Source organism: Streptomyces sp. NPDC090741 (assembly GCF_044769045.1).
Classification (GTDB): Bacteria; Actinomycetota; Actinomycetes; order Streptomycetales; family Streptomycetaceae; genus Streptomyces.
On sequence record NZ_JBIVXF010000017.1, the window covers coordinates 13946 to 38729 of the forward strand.

24 protein-coding genes and 1 riboswitch are annotated in these 24784 nt (G+C 70.2%); of the genes, 11 read left to right on the forward strand and 13 right to left on the reverse strand.

All coding sequences use genetic code 11. The features are described from left to right. The first annotated feature begins 257 nt into the window (after positions 1 to 257). Together dnaB and ACIQU4_RS33980 are read left to right on the forward strand one after the other, a co-directional pair. On the forward strand, positions 258 to 1721 hold the full coding sequence (gene dnaB, locus ACIQU4_RS33975) for a replicative DNA helicase (RefSeq protein ID WP_053687861.1): 1464 nt from the start codon (positions 258 to 260) through the stop codon (positions 1719 to 1721). Between the two features lie 9 nt (positions 1722 to 1730). Then, on the forward strand, positions 1731 to 3116 hold the full coding sequence (locus ACIQU4_RS33980; protein WP_403739080.1) for a serine hydrolase domain-containing protein: 1386 nt from the start codon (positions 1731 to 1733) through the stop codon (positions 3114 to 3116). A gap of 34 nt (positions 3117 to 3150) precedes the next feature. On the opposite strand, the gene ACIQU4_RS33985 is transcribed toward ACIQU4_RS33980, so the two are convergent. From ACIQU4_RS33985 to ACIQU4_RS33995, 3 genes are read right to left on the reverse strand one after another with little or no spacing between them, the layout of a single operon-like run. Continuing rightward, positions 3151 to 4326 (reverse strand): winged helix DNA-binding domain-containing protein, encoded by a 1176-nt coding sequence (locus ACIQU4_RS33985; RefSeq protein ID WP_403739083.1) that lies wholly within the window; start codon positions 4324 to 4326, stop codon positions 3151 to 3153. A gap of 54 nt (positions 4327 to 4380) precedes the next feature. Then, positions 4381 to 4842 (reverse strand): GNAT family N-acetyltransferase, encoded by a 462-nt coding sequence (locus tag ACIQU4_RS33990; protein WP_403739087.1) that lies wholly within the window; start codon positions 4840 to 4842, stop codon positions 4381 to 4383. Positions 4843 to 4871: 29 nt separating this feature from the next. Next, positions 4872 to 5765 carry a GNAT family N-acetyltransferase gene (locus ACIQU4_RS33995; protein ID WP_403739090.1) on the reverse strand — a complete coding sequence of 298 codons (894 nt, stop codon included), beginning with the start codon at positions 5763 to 5765 and terminating at the stop codon, positions 4872 to 4874. A gap of 213 nt (positions 5766 to 5978) precedes the next feature. Here ACIQU4_RS33995 and ACIQU4_RS34000 point away from each other — a divergent pair, with 213 nt between their 5' ends. Beyond that, a complete protein-coding gene (locus ACIQU4_RS34000; RefSeq protein ID WP_403739093.1) occupies positions 5979 to 6629 on the forward strand; it encodes an HAD family hydrolase in 651 nt (216 codons plus the stop codon). 141 nt (positions 6630 to 6770) lie between these two features. After that, positions 6771 to 7955 (forward strand): globin domain-containing protein, encoded by a 1185-nt coding sequence (locus ACIQU4_RS34005; RefSeq protein WP_403739095.1) that lies wholly within the window; start codon positions 6771 to 6773, stop codon positions 7953 to 7955. 69 nt (positions 7956 to 8024) lie between these two features. On the opposite strand, the gene ACIQU4_RS34010 is transcribed toward ACIQU4_RS34005, so the two are convergent. The 5 genes from ACIQU4_RS34010 to ACIQU4_RS34030 all read right to left on the reverse strand — a co-directional run bounded on the left by ACIQU4_RS34010 (position 8025) and on the right by ACIQU4_RS34030 (position 11741). After that, positions 8025 to 8504: an NUDIX domain-containing protein gene (locus ACIQU4_RS34010; RefSeq protein WP_030153230.1), complete on the reverse strand. Its 480-nt coding sequence runs from the start codon at positions 8502 to 8504 to the stop codon at positions 8025 to 8027. 74 nt (positions 8505 to 8578) lie between these two features. Beyond that, positions 8579 to 9484 carry a LysR family transcriptional regulator gene (locus tag ACIQU4_RS34015; protein ID WP_403739098.1) on the reverse strand — a complete coding sequence of 302 codons (906 nt, stop codon included), beginning with the start codon at positions 9482 to 9484 and terminating at the stop codon, positions 8579 to 8581. Between the two features lie 175 nt (positions 9485 to 9659). Beyond that, entirely contained in the window at positions 9660 to 10862 is a 1203-nt protein-coding gene (locus ACIQU4_RS34020) for a cystathionine gamma-lyase (RefSeq protein WP_403739100.1), read from the reverse strand. Beyond that, complete coding sequence (locus ACIQU4_RS34025) at positions 10859 to 11350, reverse strand: low molecular weight protein-tyrosine-phosphatase (protein WP_403739103.1); 492 nt, start codon at positions 11348 to 11350, stop codon at positions 10859 to 10861. Before ACIQU4_RS34025 ends, ACIQU4_RS34020 begins: the two co-directional genes overlap by 4 nt. Positions 11351 to 11360: 10 nt before the next feature. Continuing rightward, complete coding sequence (locus ACIQU4_RS34030) at positions 11361 to 11741, reverse strand: phage holin family protein (RefSeq protein WP_030153238.1); 381 nt, start codon at positions 11739 to 11741, stop codon at positions 11361 to 11363. A gap of 89 nt (positions 11742 to 11830) precedes the next feature. Here ACIQU4_RS34030 and ACIQU4_RS34035 point away from each other — a divergent pair, with 89 nt between their 5' ends. The 4 genes from ACIQU4_RS34035 to ACIQU4_RS34050 all read left to right on the forward strand — a co-directional run bounded on the left by ACIQU4_RS34035 (position 11831) and on the right by ACIQU4_RS34050 (position 14101). Next, positions 11831 to 12148: a cupin domain-containing protein gene (locus tag ACIQU4_RS34035; protein WP_030153240.1), complete on the forward strand. Its 318-nt coding sequence runs from the start codon at positions 11831 to 11833 to the stop codon at positions 12146 to 12148. 146 nt (positions 12149 to 12294) lie between these two features. After that, on the forward strand, positions 12295 to 12522 hold the full coding sequence (locus ACIQU4_RS34040) for a DUF5326 family protein (protein ID WP_403739107.1): 228 nt from the start codon (positions 12295 to 12297) through the stop codon (positions 12520 to 12522). Positions 12523 to 12816: 294 nt separating this feature from the next. After that, positions 12817 to 13554, forward strand: coding sequence for an IclR family transcriptional regulator (locus ACIQU4_RS34045; protein ID WP_403739530.1), 738 nt, complete (start codon positions 12817 to 12819; stop codon positions 13552 to 13554). 97 nt (positions 13555 to 13651) lie between these two features. Then, positions 13652 to 14101: an SsgA family sporulation/cell division regulator gene (locus tag ACIQU4_RS34050; RefSeq protein ID WP_403739110.1), complete on the forward strand. Its 450-nt coding sequence runs from the start codon at positions 13652 to 13654 to the stop codon at positions 14099 to 14101. Positions 14102 to 14195: 94 nt separating this feature from the next. On the opposite strand, the gene ACIQU4_RS34055 is transcribed toward ACIQU4_RS34050, so the two are convergent. Continuing rightward, positions 14196 to 15593, reverse strand: coding sequence for a YibE/F family protein (locus ACIQU4_RS34055; RefSeq protein WP_403739113.1), 1398 nt, complete (start codon positions 15591 to 15593; stop codon positions 14196 to 14198). 72 nt (positions 15594 to 15665) lie between these two features. Continuing rightward, positions 15666 to 15809: riboswitch (TPP riboswitch) on the forward strand. Here ACIQU4_RS34055 and thiC point away from each other — a divergent pair. Further along, positions 15804 to 17591, forward strand: coding sequence for a phosphomethylpyrimidine synthase ThiC (thiC, locus tag ACIQU4_RS34060; protein ID WP_403739115.1), 1788 nt, complete (start codon positions 15804 to 15806; stop codon positions 17589 to 17591). (Overlaps the previous riboswitch by 6 nt.) A gap of 120 nt (positions 17592 to 17711) precedes the next feature. On the opposite strand, the gene ACIQU4_RS34065 is transcribed toward thiC, so the two are convergent. The 3 genes from ACIQU4_RS34065 to ACIQU4_RS34075 all read right to left on the reverse strand — a co-directional run bounded on the left by ACIQU4_RS34065 (position 17712) and on the right by ACIQU4_RS34075 (position 21239). Further along, complete coding sequence (locus ACIQU4_RS34065) at positions 17712 to 18542, reverse strand: hypothetical protein (protein ID WP_403739118.1); 831 nt, start codon at positions 18540 to 18542, stop codon at positions 17712 to 17714. Positions 18543 to 18692: 150 nt separating this feature from the next. Continuing rightward, the gene (locus ACIQU4_RS34070) at positions 18693 to 19907 is read right to left on the reverse strand and encodes a metallophosphoesterase (RefSeq protein ID WP_403739533.1); all 1215 of its coding nucleotides are present in this window, start codon (positions 19905 to 19907) and stop codon (positions 18693 to 18695) included. Positions 19908 to 20123: 216 nt separating this feature from the next. Continuing rightward, complete coding sequence (locus ACIQU4_RS34075) at positions 20124 to 21239, reverse strand: LacI family DNA-binding transcriptional regulator (protein ID WP_403739120.1); 1116 nt, start codon at positions 21237 to 21239, stop codon at positions 20124 to 20126. Positions 21240 to 21601: 362 nt separating this feature from the next. On the opposite strand from ACIQU4_RS34075, the gene hisC reads away from it, so the two are divergent. Further along, a complete protein-coding gene (hisC, locus tag ACIQU4_RS34080) occupies positions 21602 to 22684 on the forward strand; it encodes a histidinol-phosphate transaminase (protein WP_403739123.1) in 1083 nt (360 codons plus the stop codon). Between the two features lie 29 nt (positions 22685 to 22713). On the opposite strand, the gene ACIQU4_RS34085 is transcribed toward hisC, so the two are convergent. Then, entirely contained in the window at positions 22714 to 23082 is a 369-nt protein-coding gene (locus ACIQU4_RS34085) for a cyclophilin-like fold protein (protein ID WP_385585824.1), read from the reverse strand. A gap of 190 nt (positions 23083 to 23272) precedes the next feature. Between ACIQU4_RS34085 and ACIQU4_RS34090 the strand changes: the two genes are divergently transcribed. Further along, positions 23273 to 24778, forward strand: coding sequence for a cytochrome ubiquinol oxidase subunit I (locus ACIQU4_RS34090; RefSeq protein WP_403739126.1), 1506 nt, complete (start codon positions 23273 to 23275; stop codon positions 24776 to 24778). The last annotated feature ends 6 nt before the right edge of the window (positions 24779 to 24784 follow it).

The following is a 24784-nucleotide window of genomic DNA, read 5'->3' on the forward strand; positions in this document are numbered from 1 at the left end:
CAGCGCCGTCCCCCGGTCCGTGCACAGCTTCCGGTGACTTACCCACAGCATTGGGTCGGTCATCCACATCTCATCCACACAGCCTGTGGATAACAAGATTGGCTGACGTCGCTCTCGGCCCTACCGTTGTGCGTTGCCCGACTCGCCGACGGCGGATTCGGGTGCCCCACATGTCAGAGCCGTGTCGTAGAAAGAGTGGCACGGCGATGTCCGCGTTGCGGACGGGAGGAGGCGGCCCGGTGAGTATGCCCGAGCCCATGGACGACCCCTGGGCCGACAGCGGTCCGGGTGACCGTCTGCCCGCCCGTCCGCGCCGTAACAGCGACAGCCGGGGCCGCGGGGACGAACAGCACGAGCGGGGCCGCGAGGGCGGCTCCTGGGACGGCGGTGGCGGCGGCTTCGAGCGGGTCCCGCCGCAGGACCTCGACGCCGAGCAGTCGGTGCTCGGCGGCATGCTGCTGTCCAAGGACGCGATCGCGGACGTCGTCGAGGTCATCAAGGGCCACGACTTCTACCGGCCCTCGCACGAGACGATCTACCAGGCGATCCTCGACCTGTACGCCAAGGGCGAGCCGGCCGACCCGATCACCGTCGGCGCCGAGCTGACCCGCCGGGGCGAGATCAGCAAGGTCGGCGGTGCCTCCTACCTGCACACGCTCGTCCAGTCGGTGCCGACCGCGGCGAACGCCGAGTACTACGCGGAGATCGTCCACGAGCGGGCGGTGCTGCGCCGCCTGGTCGCCGCCGGTACGAAGATCACGCAGATGGGATACGCGGCGGACGGCGACGTCGACGAGATCGTCAACAGCGCCCAGGCCGAGATCTACGCCGTCACCGAGCAGCGGACCTCCGAGGACTACCTGCCGCTGGGCGACATCATGGAGGGCGCGCTCGACGAGATCGAGGCCATCGGCTCGCGTAGCGGCCAGATGTCGGGCGTCCCGACCGGTTTCACGGATCTCGACTCGCTGACCAACGGCCTGCACCCGGGCCAGATGATCGTCATCGCGGCCCGCCCCGCCATGGGTAAGTCCACGCTCGCGCTCGACTTCGCCCGGGCCTGCTCCATCAAGAGCAACCTGCCCAGCGTGATCTTCTCCCTCGAAATGGGGCGCAACGAGATCGCGATGCGCCTCCTGTCGGCGGAGGCCCGGGTCGCCCTGCACCACATGCGCTCCGGCACCATGACGGACGACGACTGGACCCGGCTGGCCCGCCGGATGCCGGACGTCTCCGCCGCCCCGCTCTACATCGACGACTCCCCGAACCTGTCGATGATGGAGATCCGGGCGAAGTGCCGGCGCCTCAAGCAGCGCAACGACCTCTCGCTCGTGGTCATCGACTACCTCCAGCTCATGCAGTCGGGCGGCTCGCGCCGCCCCGAGAGCCGCCAGCAGGAAGTCTCGGACATGTCCCGAAACCTCAAGCTGCTGGCCAAGGAGCTCGAGGTGCCGGTGATCGCGCTGTCCCAGCTGAACCGTGGTCCCGAGCAGCGCACCGACAAGAAGCCGATGGTCTCCGACCTGCGTGAGTCGGGCTCGATCGAGCAGGACGCCGACATGGTCATCCTGCTCCACCGCGAGGACGCCTACGAGAAGGAGTCGCCCCGCGCGGGTGAAGCGGACCTGATCGTGGCGAAGCACCGTAACGGCCCCACGGCGACGATCACGGTCGCCTTCCAGGGCCATTATTCGCGGTTCGTGGACATGGCCAACACGTAGCATCCGATCATGGATGCCGTATCTGAAGACCTGGATCTGCTCCCCGCGACCCGGCGTGCGCTGAGGCACCGGATCGCCGTCGCGCAGAGCGAGGGGCGGGCGCCGTCGGTGGTGGCGGCCGTGGCCCGCGGCGGCGAGATGGTCTGGGAGGGCTCCCGGACCTCCGTCGAGGGGCACGGACCCGACGGGAACGTGCAGTACCGGATCGGGTCGATCAGCAAGACCTTCACGGCGGTTCTGGTGATGCGCCTACGGGACGAGGGCCTGCTGCGCCTGGAGGACCCGCTGGAGAAGCACCTGCCGGGGACGGGCGCCGGAGAGGTGACGATCGCCCAGTTGCTGGCCCACACCGGCGGGTTGGCGGCGGAGACGCCGGGCGAGTGGTGGGAGCGCTCGCCCGCGGCGCTGCGGCCCGAGCTCGCGGACGTGCTCGGTGAGGAGCCCTTCCGCTTCCGGCCCGGCCGGCGCCACCACTACTCCAACCCGGGCTACACGCTGCTGGGTTCGCTCGTCGAGGCCGTACGCGCAAAGCCGTGGGACGAGGTGCTCCGGGCCGAGGTGCTGGAGCCGCTGGGTCTGGACCGTACGACGGCGCAGCCGCAGGCCCCGCACGCGGGCGGCTGGGCGGTGCATCCATGGGCCGACGTGATGATGCCCGAGCCGCTGGAGAACCTGGGGCTGATGGCCGCTGCCGGACAACTGTGGTCCACCACACGAGACTTGGCGCGGTTCGCGGTGTTCCTCGCCCGGGGTGACGAGCGGGTTCTGAGCGCGGAGTCGGTACGGGAGATGCGGACGCCGGCCGCGCCGCCGGAGCCCGGTCTCGCCGAGCCCGGCTACGGGCTCGGCATGCAGCTGACGGAAACCGGTGGGCGCAGGCTCGCGGGCCACAGCGGTTCGCTGCCGGGGTTCGTCGCGGCGCTGTGGCTGAGCGAGGCGGACGATGTGGCGGCCGTGGTGCTGGCGAACTGCACGTCGGGGCTGCCCGCCGCGACGGTGGCCGCGGAGCTGGTGGCGATCGTCGCGGACGCGGAGCCGCCGTTCCCGCAGCCGTGGCGGCCGTTCAGGGAGGCCGATCCGGTCGCCCTGGAACTGTGCGGCCCCTGGTACTGGGGTACGTCGGCGCAGGTGCTGCGGCTGAAGGCGGACGGGTCGCTGGAGCTCGCGCCGGTGGGTGCGACGGGCAGGGCGGCCCGGTTCCGGGCGGAGCCAGACGGCAGCTGGACCGGACTCTCCGGCTACTACGCGGGGGAAACCCTGCGGGCGGTCCGGCGCGAGGACGGCTCGGTGAGCCATCTCGACCTGGGCTCGTTCGTGTTCACGAGGGAGCCGTACGACGCACAGGCCCCGGTGCCCGGCGGGGTGGACCCGCAGGGCTGGCGGGGCATCGGCTAGACCGTGTCTCTCGGATCAGGCCGGGCCGGCAGGCTCAGGCCACGAGTTCGCGTTCCAGCGGAGTGCGGAAACGCGGAGTGATCCGGGCGTCGCCCACCCAGCGGGCGAGGCGGGCGGCCTCGGCTGCGACGGCCTCCTCGGCGACGGGGCCGGGGTCGCCCAGCAGGCGCCAGACGATTTCGCCGTCCGCGCGCTGGGCCCAGCCGCCGACGATCTCACCGTTCCACCACACCGTGGGGCCGATGTTGCCGGCGTAGTCGAAGAGTGCGGGCCGGTGGGCGGGGTCGAGGTGGAAACCCCGGTCGGCCCAGCCCATTGCGCTGGGGTCCAGGCCGGGCAGCAGTGCGGTCCAGGGTTCCGGGGCGGGTTCGGGCGCGGTGTCGCCGGGGCTGACCAGGGCGGTTCTGCCGTCGTCGAGGCGGACGTGGTCGGGGCCGACGGCGGCGAGGGCCTTGCGGACGTCGGTGAGGGTCCAGCCCGTCCACCACTTGAGGTCCGCCTCCGTGGCCGGTCCGTAGGCGTGCAGCCAGCGGCGGGCGATCTCGGCGCGGGCCTCGGCCGGCGGTACGGCGGGCCAGGGCTCGGTGTGCACCCAGCGGAACTGGCTGGAGGTCCACGATCCGCGCGGCCGGTCACGGCGGATCCGGCCGTCGGCGGCCAGGAGCCGGATCACACGGGTGGCGACGCCGGTCTCGGCCTCGTACTTCTTCCCCCGGCCGACGGTGATCTTCCGGCGTAGTGCGGGCACGGCAGCGGAGAGCTGGCTGCCGGTGCAGGGGCCATGGGCGTCGAGGGCGTGGAGCGCGGCGGCCTCGGCCCCGGCCAGCCAGTCGGCGTCGAGGCCCTGGCCGTCCTCGTCGAGGTGCTTGAGCAGGGTGCGCCGCTCCTTGACGGCGATGCCCCGGGCTGTGGAGGAGTCCACGTACGGGGCGAGTTCGCCGGAGACGGCGAAGAGGGTTCTGCGCATGCTGAGCAGCCGGACGAGAGAGACGTCCTCGTAGAGCGCCTGCTCGACGGCGGCGGGGCCGCCTTCCGCGAGCCGGGCGCGGGCCGAGAGGAACAGGGTCGCGGCGTCGGTGGCGTGCAGGGCGACGACGGCGTTCGCGGCCTCGGCCACCGTGGCGGCATGTACCGAGGGAGCCAGGCGATGTCTGCGCCCGAGCCGGTGGCGGCGCTCGGCGGTGGTGACGAGGGGGAGGCTGGGGCTCATCCTCCCGATCGTAGGCCGGGCCGCCGACAGCGGCCCGGCCTACCGTGCGGGCGATCAGAGGGAGAGCTTGAACCCGACGTGGGACGCGGTGAACCCGAGCCGCTCGTAGAAGCGGTGGGCATCGGTGCGGGTCACGTCCGAGGTGAGTTGCACGAGTCGGCAGTTCTCACGGCGGGACTCTTCTATGGCCCATTGGATGAACCGGGTCCCCAGGCCGCTGCCGCGCTCGTCGGCGTGGACCCGCACGCCTTCGATGATCGAGCGGGTGGCTCCCTTGCGGGACAGCCCGGGGACGATGGTGAGCTGGAGGGTGCCCACGACGCGTCCGTCGCGGACCGCGACGACCACCTGCTGGTGGGGGTCGTCGGCCAGGCGCTTGAACGCAGTGATGTACGGCGTCAGATCGTCGGGCGACTCGCGAGTGGCGCCGAGCGGGTCGTCCGCCAGCATGGCGACGATGGCGGGCAGGTCCTCCTCGGTGGCGGGGCGGATCGCCGGCTCGTCGGGATCGGTCATGGAGAGGTTCCTTTCTCGGCCCGCCGCTCTCAGCCCGCTGCCACGGTGAGCGGGGCCCAGCGTCGCGTCCAGTCGCCGGGCAGTCCCGGGATGTCGCGGGTCATGACGGCGTTGAACGCCACGGAGCCGAGGCCACGGTCCTTGAGCCAGGCGAGGAGCTCCTCGTGACGTACGTCGATGTCGGTCCGTAGCGGCCGGTCGGTGGCGGCGGCGAGTGCGGTGACGAGTGCCTGGGCGCCGGCCGTGTCGCGGGCGATCAGCGGCCCGATCACATGGGTCTCCATGTTGGGCCAGATCGCGGCATACCCGACGAGCTCGCCCCGGCCGTCCTCGGCGACCAGCAGCCGGTCCGCGAAGGCGGGAAGCCGAGTGATCATGTGTGTCCGGTCCGTGCCGAAGACCTCGGTGTCCAGCCGGACGATCCGCGGGATGTCCTCGCCGGTCGCCGGCCGGACCGCCACGGCGCCCGCCTCAGGCGCCGGGTCCGACGGTCCTCGGCGGAAGGTACCCCGGAGCATCTCCGCGCGGCCGGTGGTGTCGAAGCCGAGCTCCTCGTAGAGGGGGCGGCCGTAGGGAGTGGCGTGGAGGGTGAGCGGGACGCCCTTGAGCAGGTCGTCGCAGACGTACTTCATCAGCCGGCGACCCAGGCCGCGACGGGCATAGCGCTCGGCGACGAGGACCATCCCGATGGCGGCGAGCTCCGGGCCGGCGTGGGTGTGCCCGTACGAGGTGACGACGCAGGCGGCCGCGAGCCCGTGTCCATCGGGTGCATCGATGCCGTAGCCGCTGCCCGCGGCGAGAAGCAGCCCCCACTTGTGGTCCTCGCGCGGCCACCCGCGGTCTTCGGAAAGGTCGGCGCAGCTGCGGAGATCATCCACGGTCAGCGCACGGATCGGCAGGTCGGTGAGGTGTGGTGGTGTCACGGGCCCAGACTGGATCATCAGCCGGGGGGCGTCCAGAGGATTTGGGGTCGATGTTTCACGTGAAACATCGCGAAGCCTCTCCCCGGGGCTTCCGTGACGGGGTGGCTTGGTGGGACCGGGCGATGTTTCACGTGAAACATTCGCTGCATCTGCATCTGCTTCGCCCCGCCGGGAGGTGCCCTCGGCGAAATGAACGGGCTAGCCTCGTCTGCCATGACCCTCCTTCACCTCTTCGATCTCGACGGGACGCTGATGTACGGCTCGGCGGCGCCGGTCGAGATCTCCCGACAGCTCGGCCTGAGCGCGGAGATCGCCAAGCTGGAGCGGGCGTTCGGCGCGCAGGAGATGGGGCCGCACGAGTTCTCGGTGGCGGCGCATGCGCTGTGGGCGGAGCTGACGCCCGGGCACGTCCGGGCGGCGTTCGACGGAGCCCCGTGGCTGGTGGGTATCCGCGAGGTGTGGCGGGAGATCAGGGAGCGTGGGGACTACTGCGCGGTGGTCTCGTTGTCGCCGTCGTTCTTCGTGGAGCTGCTGCTGGAGTGGGGCGCTCATGCCGCACACGGTTCGCTCTTCCCGGAGGTGCCTTTCACCAGGCCCGTGGAGGCGGCCGGGATCATGACGCCCGAGGGAAAGGTCACGGTGGCGGACCGGCTCTGCGCGCAGTTCGGGGTGAGCCGGGCCGACTGTGTCGCGTACGGGGACTCGGCGACCGACGCGGTGCTCTTCGACGCCGTTTCGGTGTCCGTCGCGGTCAACGCACGGCCGTATCTGGCGGAGCGGGCGACATACGTCTACGAGGGCCGGGACCTGCGAGAGGCGTATCAGCTCGTCGGGGCGGCACGCCCGGAAGTCCAAGCATCTTAAGAGGAAAGCGGGTTCGAAACGCGGACTTTCCGGGTTTTCCCGCGAGTAGGTTGGGGCGGCTGGCAGGCTCTGAGGCCCGGAACCACGGATTCGAAGGCCGTGGCGTGCTTACCGACCGAGATGTTCGAAGCGAGGCACCGCATGGACGCTCCGCCCACCAGATCGGCCAGACGGACGGCCCGGATACCGTCCGGGGGCGGTGCGGTCGAGCCCTCCCCGGACGCGGTGCTCATCCGCCGCACCCTTGAGGAGATCGCACCCATCGCCGACAGGGTGACCTCGTACTTCTACGCCCTGGTGTTCACCAGGCACCCGGAGGTGCGGGGCATGTTCCCGGCCGCCATGGACGCACAGCGAGACCGGCTGCTGAAGGCTCTGCTGACCGCCGCCGAGCACATCGACGACCCGGAGGTGCTCGTCCCGTATCTGCGCCGGCTGGGTACCGGGCACCGGAAGTACGGGACGATGGCCGGGCACTACCCGGTGGTGGGCGAGGCCCTCATCGGCGCGCTGTCCCGGTACGCGCAGCAGACCTGGGGGCCGGAGACGCAGGCCGCGTGGGTGCGGGCGTACACCGTGATGTCGCAGATCATGATCGACGCCTCGGCGGAGGACGAGGTGAAGAGCCCCGCCTGGTGGCACGCGGAGCTGGTCTCGCATGATCTGCGCACCCCGGACATCGCGGTGCTGACGGTCCGCCCCGACCAGCCGTACCCCTTCCTCGCGGGCCAGTACACGAGCCTGGAGACCCCGTGGTGGCCCCGGGTGTGGCGGCACTACTCGTTCGCCTCGGCGCCGCGCGCCGACGGGTTGCTGTCCTTCCACGTCAAGGCCGTTCCGGCGGGCTGGGTATCCAACGCGCTGGTGCGGCACGCCCGGCCCGGCGACGTGCTGCGGCTCGGGCCGCCGGCCGGGTCGATGGTGGTGGACCACAGCACCGACAACGGGATGCTGTGTCTGGGCGGCGGGACCGGCATCGCCCCGATCAAGGCGCTGATCGAAGACGTGGCGGTGCACGGCGAGCGCCGCCCGGTGGAGGTGTTCTTCGGGGCGCGCAGCGACGGTGACCTCTACGACAAGGACACCCTGCTGGGGTTGCAGCGCTCGCATCCCTGGCTGTCGGTGCGCCCGGTGGTCGGAGAGGGACTCGCGGGCCAGCTGCCCCAGGCGATCGGCGAACACGGGCCGTGGAGCTCGTACGACGCGTTCGTCTCGGGGCCGCCCGCGATGATCCGCAGCGGGGTGAGCGAGCTCAAGCGGATCGGCATACCAGGAGACCGGATCCGCTTCGACGCGGTGGAGGAGCTGGTGGGCGCGGCGGGCTGAGACCAGGGCGACCTGCCGGGGCCCGGGCCGAAGCGACCCGGGCCGAACAGACCGAAGACCGGGCCGGGATCAGCCCAGGTCGGGTGCGTGCATGGCGCGTACGCCCTCGATGTTGCCGTCGAGGTAGTGGCGCAGGGACAGCGGGACGAGATGCACGGCGGCGATGCCGACCCGGCTGAAGGGCACGCGGACGATCTCGTACTCGCCGGCGGGCTCGTCGACTTCGGGGCCGTGCCGCTGGCTGGGGTCCATGGACTCGAGGTGGCAGACGAAGAAGTGCTGCACCTTCACTCCGGTCACCCCACCGTCGGCGATGTGCTCGACGGTGTCGACGAAGCAGGGCACCACATCGGTGATCTTCGCGCCGAGTTCCTCGTGGAGCTCTCTGTGGAGGGCGTCGACGACAGTGGCGTCCGAGGGCTCCACTCCCCCGCCGGGGGTGAGCCAGTACGGATCGACGCCGGGCTTGGTGCGCTTGATGAGGATCAGGTCGCCACCGTCGAGCAGGATCGCGCGGGCGGTGCGTTTGACCACGGGACGTTCGGTCATGGGAGAAGAGTGGCCCAGACTGCGGTGTCTGAAACGCGTGTCGGCGAAACGCGCCGCACACCGGAAGCGGAGGCTCACCAGTGGGCGGCGGCGCGCAGCAGCCGGTCGTGTGCACGGGAGAGGTGGGCGAGGGCGAGACTGCCGGTCCGTACGACGAGGAACCAGGTGCGCAGCGGCGGTACGGGCGGCTCCAGCAGGGCGACGATCTGTCCGCGGTCGAGGGCGTCCTGGCACAGATACCGAGGCAGGACGGCAAGTCCGGCTCCGGCCCGGACGCACTCCAGTACGGCTCGAAGGTCGGGGGCGACGACGGTGGCGGCCTCGGGCCGGGTGCCGGGCCGGGTCTCGAAGACCGCGGCCCAGTAGCGGGCGACGAGCGGCAGCGTCTCGTGGACTTCGACGAGCGGAATGCCGTCGAGGGCGGCGGGGCCTGCCTCGCGCAGCCGGTCCGGATCGACGAGGGCGGCCCAGTAGGGCGCGGCGACCAGGACGTGCTCCTCGTCGCACAGGGCGGTCGCGCTGAAGAGCCCGCCGCGCGGGCGGGCGGTGGTCACGACGAGGTCGTGGTGGCCGGCGGCGAGCCCGTCGAGGGCCTCCTCGGCTCCGGCCTGGAACACGGTGCGCAGGGTATGGCCCTGGCCGACGAGCGGTGCGAGGGCGGGCAGGACGCGCACGCACAGGAACTCGGGCGGACCGGCGAGGTGCAGGGTGCGTAACGCGCCGGCGGCTTCGCGTTCCGCCTCGGCTATCCGCAGCAGGGCGTCGAGGTGCGGGGCGGCCTTGTGGGCGAGTTCGTCACCGACGGCGGTGGGGGTCACCCCGCGGGCCCTGCGGTGGAACAGCGGTCTGCCCAGCTGGCGTTCGAGGGTGCGGATCTGCGAGGTGACGGCGGGCTGCGACAGCCCGAGGAGCGCGGCGGCCCGGGTGAACGAGCCCGCCCGGTGGACTGCGACGAAGGTGCGCAACAGGGCCAGGTCCATGAAGGCCCCTCTCGGTGGGGGCCTTCAACTATAAATATGCCGATAGGCCCCTGTCGTTACCGTGATTGGACTCTGACGTTGGGTCAACTAGCCTTGTGCGCGTGGTTCTTCGCGCGGAACCCGGGGCGGTCCGAGCCACTAGGGGGGAGGCTCGGACCGTCCTTGTTCCGGCTGCTCAGACGGCCGTGCCCGCCGCGTCGAGGGCCCGCAGCACGTCCGCGACCAGGTCATCGGTGTCCTCGGCCCCGGCGGACAGACGGATGAATCCCTCCGGCACGGGGTCGCCACCCCACCGTCCGCGCCGCTCCGCGGTGGACCGTACGCCGCCGAAGCTGGTGGCGTCCTCGACCAGGTGCAGGGCGGCCATGAACCGTTCGGCGTGCGCTCGGTCCGGCAGGGTGAACGAGACGACGGAGCCGAAGCCCCGCATCTGCCGGGCGGCCGTCCTGTGCGACGGGTCCGCGGGCAGCCCGGGATAGCGCAGCCCGGTGACGTCCGTACGGTCGGCCAGCGCCTCGGCGACGGCCCGTGCGTTGGCCCACTGGCGCTGGGCGCGCAGCTGGATGGTGGCCAGGGAGCGGTGGGCCAGCCAGGCCTCCATCGGGCCCGGGATCGCGCCGACGATCTTGCGCCAGCGCCGGACGGCGGCGGCGAGCCCCGGGTCGCGACAGACGACGTAGCCGAGCAGGAGGTCGCCGTGGCCGGTGAGGCCCTTGGTGCCGCTGGCGACGGAGAAGTCCGCGCCGAGTTCCAGGGGCCGCTGGCCGAGCGGGGTGGCGAGGGTGTTGTCGACGGCGACGAGGGTGCCGCCCGCATGAGCGGCCTCGACCAGGCGGCGGATGTCGCACACGTCGAGCCCGGGGTTGGAGGGGGTCTCGATCCACAGCAGCCTGGCCCCGTCGAGGACGGCGAGCTGCGCCTCGTCGGCGGTCGGGGCGGTGCGGACGTGGATCCCGTACGCCTCCAGCTGCTCGCGGACCAGTGGCAGGGCCTGGTAGCCGTCGTCGGGCAGGACGACGGTGTCGCCGGTGCGGGCCTGGGAGAGCAGGACGGCGGAGACGGCGGCCATGCCGGAGGCGAACAGGGCGGTGTCGACGCCGTCCTGGCCGGGCGCTTCGAGTTCCCCGATGGCCCGCTCCAGCAGGGTCCAGGTGGGGTTGGTGTCGCGGCCGTAGGTGTACGGGCCCGCCACGTCGCCGGGGAGGTGGAAGTGGGCGGCGAAGACGGGGCCGGGCAGGGGCGGCTCGTTCTTGACGGGTTCGGGCAGCCCGGCGCGCACGGCCCGGGTGCCGTCGCCGATCCCGTCCGCCGCGGCGGCTCCGGACCCCATTCCTGCTCCTGCTCCGGCCGCCGTGGGCTCGTCGGCGTGGTCGGTCATGCGGTGTGCTCCTTCACTGCCTCGCGTACGGCGTCCAACAGGCCCGCGCTCGCCGCCTCGACGAGTTCCAGGCACTGCTCGAATCCGTCGAGGGAGCCGTAGTAGGGATCCGGTACATCGGCCTCCGCGGCCGTCGCCGCCGGGTCGTAGGAACGCAGCAGCCGAACCTTGGCGGCGTCCTCGGGGGTGGGTGCGAGCGCCCGCAGGTCCCGCAGGTGCCCGGCGTCGAGCGCGATGACGAGATCGAGGCCGGCGAACCAGGAGGCCCGGAACTGCCGGGCCCGGTGACTCTGCTCGTACCCGGCGGCCTCCAGGACGGTGACGGTGCGCGGATCGGCGCCGTCCCCCTCGTGCCAGCCGCCGGTGCCGGCGCTGTCCACCTCGACCAGGGCGTCGAGACCGGCCTCGGCGACGCGGGCGCGGAAGACGGATTCGGCCATGGGGGAGCGGCAGATGTTGCCCGTGCAGACGAAGCACACGCGGTACATGGCGGTCCGCTCAGTTCTTGTCGGGCAGGGCCATGTTCACGGCCCAGGAGACGACGGAGATGATCAGGCCGCCGAGCAGGGCCGTCCAGAAGCCGTCGACGTGGAAGCTGAGGTCGAGCTTCCCGGCCAGCCACGAAGTCAGCATCAGCATCAGGGCGTTCACGACGAGGGTGAACAGCCCGAGGGTGAGGATGAACAGCGGCAGCGAGAAGAACTTCACCACGGGCTTGACGATGATGTTGACCAGGCCGAAGACCAGTGCGACCAGGATCAGTGCGAGGGCCCTGCGGCCCAGGGAGCTGTGGTCGTCGAGCGTTATGCCGGCGAGCAGCCAGATGGCGACGGCCAGGGCTGCCGCGTTCGCGAGCGTCTTGACTACGAAATTCGTCATGTGTCTGATCGTGGCAGAGAAGATCCCGGTGGGACATCAGCAGATCAGCGGATGCCAGGGAACGCGAGAGAACAAGGGGCACAACGACGATGAAGGCCTTCCGGCTGGACGAGCTCGAGGCGGAGCGGCTCGCGAACGACGGCGCCTATCTGCAGTTCCTGCGCGAACGGAACATGTCGGTCGGGTTGTACGCGCTCGACGCCGGCCAGAGCGACCCGCAGCAGCCGCACCGCCAGGACGAGGTGTACTTCGTGGTGAGCGGCCGAGCTTCGATCACGGTCGGGGAGGAGACGACGACGGTGGCGCGCGGCAGCGTCGTCTACGTCCCCGCCGGGGTGGTGCACAAGTTCCACCACATCACCGAGGACCTGCGGGTCCTGGTGGTGTTCTCCCCTCCGGAGGCCTAGCCGGCAGATGCCCGTCCCAGGGTCGGCCGCCCCGATTCCCCTAGGGGGCGGATCAGGGGAGTCCGGGGGCTCGCGGGCCCCCGGGAGGTTGGGCGGCCTCCTAGCATCGAGAGCAGGAAGTCACGGCTCAGGAAGAGGTTGAGGACATGGACGGGATCCGAGAGACATTCGCAGGCATGCCCTGGTGGGTTAAGTGGGTCGCGATCCCGCTTCTGGTGCTCTTCGTCTTCGGTGGCGTCATCACCAGCATCCTCGGTGCCCTGATCTCGTTCGTCTTCAAGCTGCTGCTCTTCGCGGCCCTCGTAGGCGGCCTGGTCTTCATCGTGAAGAAGTTCACCGGCAGCGGTACCAAGTCTTCCTCCCGCGACTGGTAGGTCCCCGGGCCCCGGGTCAATCCCGGGGATTAACCCGGGCGGGGGAACGTGAGGCGGCAAACCGCCCACACCGCGGGAATCGGCGGATAGAGTGGCAATCTGTGCCGTTCCCTGGGCATCGGACGCCGGCGGTGCCGCCCTGACCTGCGGTTTTCTCAAGTGTGTCAGCCGAGTGCGACCCCCAGGAGCCGCGGCGCGTGCGGGGGCGGCCCCCGCAGGGCGGGCCCTCCCCAGGCCCGCCGCCACGCCTGGGGGTGAGCTTTGTCTTCGGTTCACAATGCCGGTGTGCCGACGCTGATCGGTTCGGTGCAGCGCGCGTTGAGGCTGCTCGAAGCAGTGGGTTCCCATAGCGAGGGAGCCCCGGCGAAACAACTGGCGCGCGAGGCCGGGCTCCCGCTCCCCACCGCGTACCACCTGCTGCGTACCCTCACCCATGAGGGATATCTGCGGCGCGAGAGCGGCGTGTTCGTGCTCGGCGCCGCCGCCGGGCGGCTGGCGGGTGGCGGGCTGCAGCAGAAACGTCGCAGCATGATCGTCGACTCCCTCGCGCATTTCCGCGACGCAGTCGGGGCCCCCGTCTACTTCGCGGTGTTCCGTGAGGGTGAGATCGAGCTCGTGGGCGTCTCGGACACCCCGGCCAGCCCCGCCGTCGAGGAGTGGGCCGATTTCCGCGCGACCGGCCATGCGCACGCCATCGGACAGTGCCTGCTGGCCCAGCTCGACGAGAAGACGCGCAGGGACTATTACGAGCGGCACCCGGTCGAGGCCGTCACCCGGTACACCGTCCGGGACCAGAGCGCCCTCGAACACCGCATCGGCTCCCTCGGACGCATGGAGCCGGTTACGGAGCGTCAGGAGTACGCGCTGGGCACGGTCTGTGCAGCCATCCCCATCACCGCGGGCGATACCGCCGCAACAATGGCGATTTCCCTCCCTTTGCACCAGGAGGAACGGTTGCTGTATGTGGTCGATCGACTACGGAGTGAAGTAGGCGCGCTGTTGAGCACCCTCTCGTTCTCTATCAGTATCTGAAAACTCACTCCTTGTGATCTGCATGAGCTTCCACCACCCTTGTCAAGAGGGCCCTGGGGGTTCATTCCTGGCCACTTCCACTACAGCGGGGTAGTCCATGCGCGAGTCGGTACAGGCAGAGGTCATGATGAGCTTCCTCGTTTCCGAGGAGCTCTCCTTCCGGATCCCGGTGGAACTCCGGTACGACACCCGTGACCCCTACGCAGTGCGCCTGACGTTCCACCTTCCCGGAGACGCCCCCGTGACCTGGGCGTTCGGGCGGGAGCTACTCCTCGACGGCATCAACAAGCCGTGCGGCGACGGCGATGTGCACATCGCCCCCACCGATCCCGAGGACCTGTCCGACGTCCACATCCGGCTCCAGGTCGGCTGTGACCGGGCCCTGTTCCGCGCCGGCGCGGCGCCGCTCGTCGCGTTCCTCGACCGTACCGACCGGCTTGTTCCGCTCGGTCAGGAGCGGAACCTCGGCGACTTCGAGGAGAACCTCGACGAGGCGCTGGACCGGATCCTGGCCGAGCCCCAGCAGAACGAGCAGAACGCGGGCTGAGCGGGCCGGCCGTACGAGCCGAGCGGACCGACCGTACGAGCCGAGCGGGCCGTACGCGCCGAGTCGCCCCGGGCCCCCGAGCCACCCGGGTCTCTCAGCGCTTGCGCCGCCGCCCCCGGCCGCCGCGGACCGGCCCCGAAGCCGCCGCTCCGGCCGGGGATCCCGGCCGGTCGGCGGAGACCACCAGCGCGGCCAGCGCCGTGGTCACCGGAACCGAGGCCACCAGGCCGATCGACCCGACGAGGGTCCGTACGATCTCCTCCGCGACCAGCTCGCTGTTGGCCACCGAACCCATGCTGCTGTTCGCGATCGAGAACAGCAGGAGCAGGGGCAGCGCCGCGCCCGCGTAGGCCAGGACCAGCGTGTTCACCACGGATGCGATGTGGTCGCGGCCGATCCGGATGGCCGCACGGTACAAGGAGCGGGATCCCATCGACGGGTCGGCCTGGTGGAGTTCCCAGACCGCCGAGGTCTGGGTGACCGTCACGTCGTCCAGCACACCCAGGGATCCGATGATGATGCCCGCGAGCAGCAGGCCGCTCATGTCGATCTCCGGGTAGAGCCCGTGGATCAGACCGGTGTTGTCGTCGGTGTTCCCGCTGAGGAACGCCCAGTCGACGAACACCGAGCCCAGCAGCCCGATCAGCAGCAGCGAGACGAGCGTGCCCAGAACGGCGACGGAGGTACGGGCGCTCAGGCCGTGGCACATGTAGAGCGCGATGAGCATGATCGCGCTGGCCCCGACGACCGCGACGACCAGCGGGTTCGAGCCCTGCAGGATCGCCGGGAGGATGAAGAGGGTCAGCACGCCGAAGCTGACGACCAGCGCGATCAGAGCGAACAGGCCCCGCATCCGCCCGACGACGACCACCGCCACCGCGAAGAACGCAGCCAGCACCGCCAGGGGCAGTTTGCGGTTCACGTCGACCACGGAGTACTGGAGATCCCGCGGCGCGTCCGGCGCGTACGCGACGACCACCTCCTGGCCGTCCTCCAACTGCCGTGGTGCGCCCGGCTGGACGATCTCGAAGAAGGTGCGGCCCTTGTCGGGTCCGGTGGTGACCTCGATGGTGGCCTTCTTGCACTCGCCGGTCTGCGCGGCCTTGGCCTCGCGCCCCTCCGGGGTGGAGACGCTGCCGGTGGTCGGCACCTGCGAGGCGTTCACGGATTTGCAGTCGACCTGCTCGAGCTCGGTGACGATGCCCTGCTGGGTCTGCCGGTCGAAGCCCACCCCGGAGCGCTCGTGGGCGGGCGCGCCGCCCGGCCAGAGCACCACCATGCCGACGAAGACGGCGACGGCGAAGGGGATCAGGACCGCCGCGATGACCTTGCGCAGGTGCTTCGAGACGGGGGCCGCCGGTCCGTGGCCGTGGGAATGCCCGTGGGAGTGGCCCTGGTCCGGGATCTGGGCATGCTCGTGGCCCACGTGTGCGTGGTCGGTGTGACCCGTGGGCTTGGTGGGCTCGGTGGGAGGCTGCGGCGAGGACGTCACCGGCAGATCATCGCAAGAGTTGAGGGGGCCCACTGTTCAGCACGCCACAGATGACGCTAGCGTGGGGGCACCTTTGCACAACGCGGGAGCTCGGAGCACCGGGCTGAGAGGGCGCTGATCACCGTACGCAGCACACATGCGTACGGGAAGAGGCTGCGTCGACCGCCGAACCTGTTACCGGGTAATGCCGGCGTAGGGAGATCAGGTCTCATGACCATTCATGACGCACGCACGCCTGCCGTCAGCCAGGACGGCGACGGCCGCACCGAGCGCCAGCCGGGCTGGCACAAGGGCTACGTGGCGGGCTCCCGCCCCGACATCCGGGTGCCGGTCCGCCAGGTCCACCTCACCAACGGCAAGGACGTGACGCTCTACGACACGTCCGGGCCGTACACCGACCCGCAGATCGAGACCGACGTACGGCGCGGCCTGCCGCCGCTGCGCGAGAACTGGATCATCGGCCGCGGCGACACCGAGGAGTACGCGGGCCGACCCGTGCGCCCCGAGGACGACGGCATCAAGCACACCTCGCCGCGCGGTGGCCTCAAGAACCTCGACGCGGTCTTCCCGGGCCGCCCGCGCCAGCCCCGCCGAGGCCGTGGCGGCGCAGCCGTCACGCAGCTCGCGTACGCCCGCCGCGGTGAGATCACCCCGGAGATGGAGTACGTCGCGATCCGCGAGAACGTCTCCCCCGAGGTCGTCCGCGAGGAGATCGCCGCCGGTCGAGCGGTGCTTCCCGTGAACGTGAACCACCCGGAGATCGAGCCGATGATCATCGGCAAGCGGTTCCTGGTGAAGGTCAACGCCAACATCGGCAACTCCGCCGTCACCTCCTCCATCGAGGAGGAGGTCGACAAGATGACCTGGGCGACCAAGTGGGGCGCCGACACGGTCATGGACCTCTCGACCGGCCGCAACATCCACACCACACGCGAGTGGGTGCTGCGCAACTCCCCGGTCCCGATCGGCACCGTGCCGCTGTACCAGGCGCTGGAGAAGGTCGACGGCCGCGCCGAGGACCTGACCTGGGAGATCTACAAGGACACGGTCATCGAGCAGGCCGAGCAGGGCGTCGACTACATGACGGTCCACGCCGGCGTGCTGCTGCCGTACGTGCCGCTGACCGCCCGCCGCAAGACCGGCATCGTCTCCCGTGGCGGCTCGATCATGGCCGCGTGGTGCCTGGCGCACCACAAGGAGAACTTCCTCTACACGAACTTCGAGGAGCTCTGCGAGATCCTCGCGACGTACGACGTCACGTACTCGCTGGGCGACGGCCTGCGTCCCGGCTCCATCGCGGACGCCAATGACGCCGCGCAGTTCGCGGAGCTGAAGACGCTGGGCGAGCTGAACACGATCGCCAAGCGGCACAACGTGCAGACCATGATCGAGGGCCCGGGCCACGTCCCGATGCACAAGATCAAGGAGAACATCGACCTCCAGCAGGAGATCTGCGAGGAGGCGCCGTTCTACACGCTCGGCCCGCTGACCACGGACGTCGCCCCGGCGTACGACCACATCACCTCCGGCATCGGCGCCGCGATGATCGCCTGGTGGGGCACCGCGATGCTCTGCTACGTCACGCCGAAGGAGCACCTGGGCCTGCCCAACCGCGACGACGTGAAGACCGGCGTCATCACGTACAAGATCGCTGCGCACGCGGCGGACCTGGCCAAGGGTCACCCGGGCGCCCAGGAGTGGGACGACGCCCTGTCGGACGCGCGGTTCGAGTTCCGCTGGGAGGACCAGTTCAACCTGGCCCTCGACCCGGACACGGCCCGTGAGTTCCACGACGAGACGCTCCCGGCCGAGCCGGCCAAGACCGCGCACTTCTGCTCCATGTGCGGTCCGAAGTTCTGCTCGATGAAGATCTCCCAGGACATCCGCCGTGAGCACGGCGGCGACCTGAAGGCCGATGAGATCGAGGCGGGCATGGCGGAGAAGTCCGCCGAGTTCGCGGCGAGCGGCAACCGGGTGTACCTCCCGCTGGCCGACTGACCCGCCCGTGGCGGCCGGCGCTGCTCTGGGGAGGATGAGGGGGCTTCCCAGGGCAGTGTCCCGGCGTGACGCGATGTTTCACGTGAAACAAGGACGGACGGCCCACTGCGGGCCGCGGCGCTACTGCGTGCCGCCGTCCGGGCTGCTGAAGTCCGGGCTGGTGAAGTCCGGCGGGGTGTAGCCGGGGCGGGGGCCCTGTGAGGGGGACCCCGGGCTGGTGAAGTCGGGCCGGGTGTATCCCAGGTTGGGGATGCGCCCGGCCTTCGGCGTGTGCGGGGCCGGATACGCCGGCCCCGCCGGAGCCGCGCTCGGATCGGCCAGCGCGTCGCGCAGGAACGGCAGGATGCCCCGCTCCAGCAGGGCACGCCGCCAGGCCTCGCGGGCGCGTGCGACCTCGTCGGGTATCGCGTCGGACTCGCCCTCGGCCACCACCTCGGTCGCCCGGTTGCGGACGGCCGTCACCAGCAGTCCGATCACCGCGAACAGCAGCGAGACCACGGTCAGCGCGCCGAACAGCCAACCTGCCGTCAGCATCGTGTTGGCGAAGGACGGTTCGGGTTCGACCGCCTTCAGGACGTAGCCCACGAGCAGGAAGATCAGCATGGCGGTGCCCGCCAGGACCGGTGCCAGTACCGCGACCACGGCACTGACGCCCGCGCCGTCCTCGCCCTGCTGCCCGGCCTCCTGGTCCCCGGCCGAACCGGGGGTGGACAGGACTTCGTCGCGCCGCTCTCCGCGGAGTTTCACGTAGTGGTCGTACTCGGCCGCGGCCGCGGCCGTCAGCAGCACGATGGCCCCGAGGGCCATCGTGCGCAGTTGTTCGGCGTTCAGGCGTTCGCCGAGGGTGGCGAGCTCGGGCCGTTCGTGCGCGGTGCGCAGCGCCTCGTCGAGGAGCCGATCGAACTCGGGTCGGTCTTCGGTCAGCAGGTGCGGAGCGCTGTTCATGTGCATCCCCCGATGCTCCGTAGGGACCGGTTTGCCCGCGTAGACCCGGGCGCCGGCACAAACGGAGGAGAGCCTGCTACGGATAGGGCGATGGTAGAGCGCCCATGCCACGCCGTGACAGGGGGTTTCCTGAAATTACCCCCGTTCTGATAACCCTCAGTCGTTCAACGGGAGTTGCACGACCAGCAGTTTGCCCGCCATCGTGACCCCGCCGTCCATGGCGATGGCGAGTCCCTCCGCGTACACGTGCGGGCCGTTCACGGCCTCCGGTCCGCGCGACTCGTCGCCGTCCTCGGTGCCCACCTCGCCCAGCAGGTACGGGATCGGGCTGTGTCCGTGCACGACGCGGCCGCCGCCGTAGGTGTCGAGGAGTTCGCGTACGGCCTGGGGGCCGGTCTCCTCGTCGCGGAAGGCGAACCGCTTGGTGAACTTGCGGAACAGGTCCCAGGTGATGTCGGCGTCGTTGCGGTTGAGCAGCTCGTGGATGGTGTCGTTGACGTCCTCGATGGAGTCGCCGTAGTCGAGGTACGCGGTGGTGTCGGAGTGCAGCAGCAGGTGCCCGTCCTCCAGCACGGCAGCGTCCAGCCGCTGCATCCACTGCAGGTGCACGTCCTCCAGGCGCTCCATGTCGGTGCGCTGGCCGCCGTTGAGGAGCCAGGCGGCCTGGAAGGTGGCGGTTCCCGCGCCCGAGGCGACGGGGGTGTCGCCGAACCGCTTGGCGCCGATGAGCAGCAGCTCGTGGTTGCCCATGAGGGCCTTGCAGTAGCCGCCCGCGGCGGCGGCCTCGGCGGACAGCCGCATGACGAGGTCGATCACGCCGATGCCGTCGGGGCCGCGGTCGGTGAAGTCGCCGAGGAACCAGAGGCGGGCGTTGCCGGCCGACCAGCGGCGGTCGGCGTCGATGAGCCCCTGGGCCTGGAGTTCGTGGACGAGCTCGTCCAGATAGCCGTGCACGTCGCCGACCACGTACAGCGGCCCGGGGCCCGCGGCCGGGGACTCCTGGGGAACGTACTGGACCTGGACGGTGTCGCCCGGTCCGCCGCGGCCGATGATCGGCAGATCGCGGTGGGTGGGGGTGTAGCCCTCGTCGAGATCGTCCCCGTCGGCCGGGGCCGGTCCGCCGGCGGGGTCCTGGCCCATGGGCGGCTGCGGGGGTACGGAGGGCTGTGGGGGCACGGGCGGGTGAGGGGGCACCGGCGCGCCCTCCCCGTAGTACGCGGGGTACTCGCCGTACACCGGGGCCTCTTCGGGAAGCGCGCCGGGCACTCCGTACGGGACGGGCTCGGTGACCGGAACTCGGAAGTCCCGCAGCGTCTCCGTCCGCATCGCGGGTCCCTGACCGGCCCCCTGAGTCATCGACCCCTCCACCACCGTCGCGCTGCCGTACACCTGCGGACCTTCCTGGCCTCCTGGGCGGAGGGTCCGTGATGTCGTGCGCCCATCATAGGAATGCGGCTCGCGCTCTGTGACGCACCAGGGGTGGTGAATCCTGGGCGGAACCAACAGTTCCTGCCGCTTTCGCCTGAAATGGGTGTTGCGAAAATCCCCGGCGGGGCCGTCGGCCCCGCCGGTATCGCACTGCGGCGGTCAGTCCTTGGCCGGTGAACGGGGCGGGCTGATGGTCGTACGGGGCTGCCTGCGCTGCGAGGAGGTACGGACGATCAGCTCGGTCGGGACCACCTGTTCGACCGGGCGGCCGGTGTCGACCCCCTCGATGGCGTCGATCAGCAGCTGTACGACGGCGGTGCCGATGCGGCGCGGTTTGAGGGAGAGGGTGGTGATGGGCGGTTCGGTGTTGGCGTACACGGTGGACTCGCTGCAGCAGACGAGCAGCAGGTCCTCGGGGACGCGCAGGCCGTAGCGCCGGGCGGCGGCCAGCAGATCGGTCCCATTGGGGTCGAAGAGCCCGTAGACGGCATCGGGCCGGTCCGGCCGGGCGAGCAGCCGGTCCGCGGCGACGGCGCCCGCGCACGGGTCGTGGGCGGGGTAGGACTCGTAGACAGGGTCCTGGCCGACGCGCTCGCACCAGTTGAGGTAGGCGGTGGTGGACAGCCGGGTGTAGGTGTCCGTGGTCGTGCCCGTCAGCAGCCCGATCCGGCGGGCGCCGGCGGCGGCGAGGTGGTCGAGCAGGTTGAGTACGGCGGCCTCGTGGTCGTTGTCGACCCAGGCGGTGACGGGGAGGGAGCCGGCCGGGCGGCCGTCGGAGACGACGGGGAGGCCTTGGCGGACCAGTTCGCTGACGACGGGATCGTGGTCGGAGGGGTCGATGACGACGGTGCCGTCGAGGGCCACGTTGGACCACACGTCGTGTCGGGAGGTGGCGGGGAGGATGACGAGGGCGTAGCCGCGGGCGAGCGCGGCGGAGGTGGCGGCCCTGGCCATCTCGGCGAAGTACGCGAATTCGGTGAAGGTGAAAGGTTCATCCCCGTACGTGGTCACGGTCAGGCCGATGAGGCCCGACTTGCCGGTGCGGAGGGTTCGGGCCGCGGCGGAGGGGCGGTAGCCCAGCCGATCGGCGACCTCGCGAACGTGGCGGCGGGTGGCGTCCGGCAGCCGTCCCTTGCCATTGAGCGCGTCGGAGACGGTCGTGATCGAGACGCCCGCCGCGGCGGCCACGTCCCTGATGCCGGCCCGGCTCTGTCGGCCGGCGGCCCGCCGGGTGGTCTCGGTCCGGCTCACCTGATGCTTCCCTGCTGCTGTCATGGCGAGCCGATAGTAGGGCTCGGCGGGGTGGGTGGTCCGGGTGCATATGCACGCGTTGACAGGCACGATTCTGCATGGTTCGCCACCCCCAATGACCTTGGAAATGAAGGCGTTTGAGCGCAGAGAGTGAGCAGGGCGTTTGTCGGCGGCTACGGGCATGCCAAAGCGGTGTGGTCTCGGGACGGTCTCAACTCACCTGTACGAGGGATGCGCGCCACGGCGTGGGCCACCGGCGCACGCATATATGCGTGCGCTCCCCCGCAATCCTGGCGCCGCCCATTTTCGGGAGAGCGGAATCCTCATAAGGTGAGCAGTATTGAGTCGACGGCGACGTCGTACGGGACGGTCGAGGAGGACCTGCGGTGAGCGAGAAGAGCCCGAAGCTGCGCGCCGAGCTGGACGGCATTCCCACCTACAAGCCCGGGAAGCCCGCTGCTGCGGGCGGACCCGTCGCGTACAAGCTGTCCTCGAACGAGAACCCGTACCCGCCGCTGTCCGGGGTGCTGGAGACCGCGATCGCGGCGGCCGGACAGTTCAACCGCTACCCCGACATGGCCTGCACGGGCCTGGTGAACGAGCTCGCCGAGCGGTTCGGGGTGCCGGTCGAGCACATCGCCACCGGCACGGGCTCCGTTGGTGTGGCCCAGTCGCTGATCCAGTCGACGGCAGGCCCCGGCGACGAGGTCATCTACGCCTGGCGGTCCTTCGAGGCCTACCCGATCATCACGCAGATCTCGGGTGCGAAGTCCGTTCAGGTGCCGCTGACCGACGGGGACGTGCACGACCTCGACGCGATGTTCGACGCGATCACCGAGCGGACCCGGCTGATCTTCGTCTGCAACCCCAACAACCCCACCGGCACCGCGGTCCGCCGCGCCGAGCTGGAGCGGTTCCTGGACCGGGTCCCCTCGGACATCCTGGTGGTGCTGGACGAGGCGTACCGCGAGTTCGTCCGCGACACCGAGGTGCCGGACGGCATCGAGCTCTACCGCAGCCGCCCGAACGTCTGCGTGCTGCGTACGTTCTCCAAGGCGTACGGGCTGGCCGGCCTGCGGGTGGGCTTCGCGGTGGCGCACGAGCCGGTGGCGGCGGCGCTGCGCAAGACGGCGGTGCCCTTCGGTGTCAGCCAGCTTGCCCAGGATGCGGCGGTCGCCTCGCTGCGCGCCGAGGACGAGCTGATGGGCCGGGTCGGGGCGCTGGTGGGCGAGCGCGCCCGGGTCCACAAGACGCTGCTCGGCCAGGGCTGGACCGTGGTGCCGGACACGCAGGCGAACTTCGTGTGGATGCGGCTGGGGGAGCGGACCGCCGAGTTCGCGGCGGCCTGCGAGAAGGCCGGTGTGGTGGTCCGGCCCTTCGCGGGCGAGGGCCTGCGGGTCACGATCGGTGAGCCCGAGGCGAACGACATCTTCCTGCACACGGCGGAGGCCTTCTTCAAGGAGATGTAGCCCCCGGGGACTGCGCGGGCTCTGAGCGGCTACGCGAGTTCCACGCGGATCGGGTCGCCGTCGCGGACGGTGGACAGCAGGCGGGGGTCGCCGTCGAACGAGCCGAGCACATTGCACGGGCTCGCCAGGCGGCTCTCGCCTCCGCGCGAGATGGGCGTGGGGCCGTAGGGCAGCGCGAGTGCGTCGCCCTCGGTCCAGAACGCGACCGTGCCCGGGTCGACGACCTGCCGGGCGTCGTGTTCCAGCGCCGCGGAGACGCCGGTGTCGAAGTAGACCTCCTCGCCCCAGGTGTTGGCGGAGGCGGAGATCGGAAGGGCCTCGGCCAGCGCCTTGCTGGTCGGGGTCTCGTCAAGGGTTGCCGTGAGCTGGCCCGCGGGCCAGGAGATACGAATCCTCATGAGCGGCATTCAACAATCTGTTGAATGTATTGGCTAGGGGGACCCCCGCCTGAAACGCGCCGAAGCTGGTACGACATAATGCTTGTGAATGTGAACGCGTTCACAAGCGTGTCCTGCTTCATCCCGTATTGGGTAGGGCACGCCAGGCAAACTGCGGCAGTGACCACGGCGCACCGAAGGAGACGACGACGTGGACGTAGCTTTGGCGCCAGAGACGTTGGCGCGATGGCAGTTCGGCATCACCACCGTCTACCACTTCCTCTTCGTCCCACTGACGATCTCGCTCGCCGCGCTCACGGCAGGCCTTCAGACCGCCTGGGTGCGTTCGGGGAATGAGAAGTACCTCAGGGCCACCAAGTTCTGGGGCAAGCTCTTCTTGATCAATATCGCCATGGGTGTCGTCACAGGCATCGTGCAGGAGTTCCAGTTCGGCATGAACTGGTCCGACTACTCGCGCTTCGTCGGTGACATCTTCGGGGCGCCGCTGGCCTTCGAGGCGCTCATCGCCTTCTTCTTCGAGTCGACCTTCATCGGCCTGTGGATCTTCGGCTGGGACAAGCTGCCGAAGAAGATCCATCTGGCTTGCATCTGGATGGTCTCGATCGGCACCATCCTCTCCGCGTACTTCATCCTCGCGGCCAATTCCTGGATGCAGCACCCGGTCGGCTACCGGATCAACGAGGAGCGGGGCCGGGCCGAGCTCACCGATTTCTGGCTGGTCCTCACGCAGAACACCGCGCTGAGCCAGTTCTTCCACACCATCACGGCGGCCTTCCTGGTCGGCGGCGCCTTCATGGTCGGCATCTCCGCCTTCCACCTGGCCCGCAAGAAGCACATCCCCGTGATGCGGACCTCGCTGCGGCTCGGCCTGATCACGCTGATCATCGCCGGCATGGGCACCGCCATCAGCGGTGACCTGCTCGGCAAGGTGATGTTCAAGCAGCAGCCGATGAAGATGGCCGCCGCGGAGGCGCTCTGGGACGGCGAGGCGCCCGCGCCCTTCTCCGTCTTCGCCTACGGAGACGTCGAAAAGGGCCACAACAAGGTCGCGATAGAGATCCCGGGCCTGCTGTCCTTCCTGGCCAACGACGACTTCACCTCCTTCGTCCCCGGCATCAACGACGTCAACAAGGCCGAACAGGAGAAGTTCGGGCCCGGCGACTACCGGCCCAACATCCCGGTCGCCTACTGGGGCTTCCGCTGGATGATCGGCTTCGGCATGGCCTCCCTCGGCGTCGGCGTACTGGGGCTCTGGCTCACCCGGAAGAAGTTCATGCTGCCTCCGGGGCTGCGCACCGGCGAGGACGAGGTCCCGCACCTGGTCCTCTTCAAGAAGGCGCTGAGCCCCCGGTTCACCACCTGGTACTGGATCGTCGCCCTCTGGACCATGGGCTTCCCGCTCATCGCCAACTCCTGGGGCTGGATCTTCACCGAGATGGGCCGTCAGCCCTGGGTGGTCTACGGAGTCCTGCGCACCCGCGACGCGGTCTCGCCCCACGTGTCCCAGGGCGAGGTGCTCACCTCGATGATCGGCTTCACGCTCCTGTACGCCGTCCTCGCGGTGATCGAAGTCCGGCTGCTGGTGAAGTACGTGAAGCTCGGTCCGCCCGAGCTGACCGAAGCCGACCTGAACCCGCCCACCAAGATCGGCGGGGACGACAAGAACCCCGACCGGCCGATGGCCTTCTCGTACTGAGGCTGA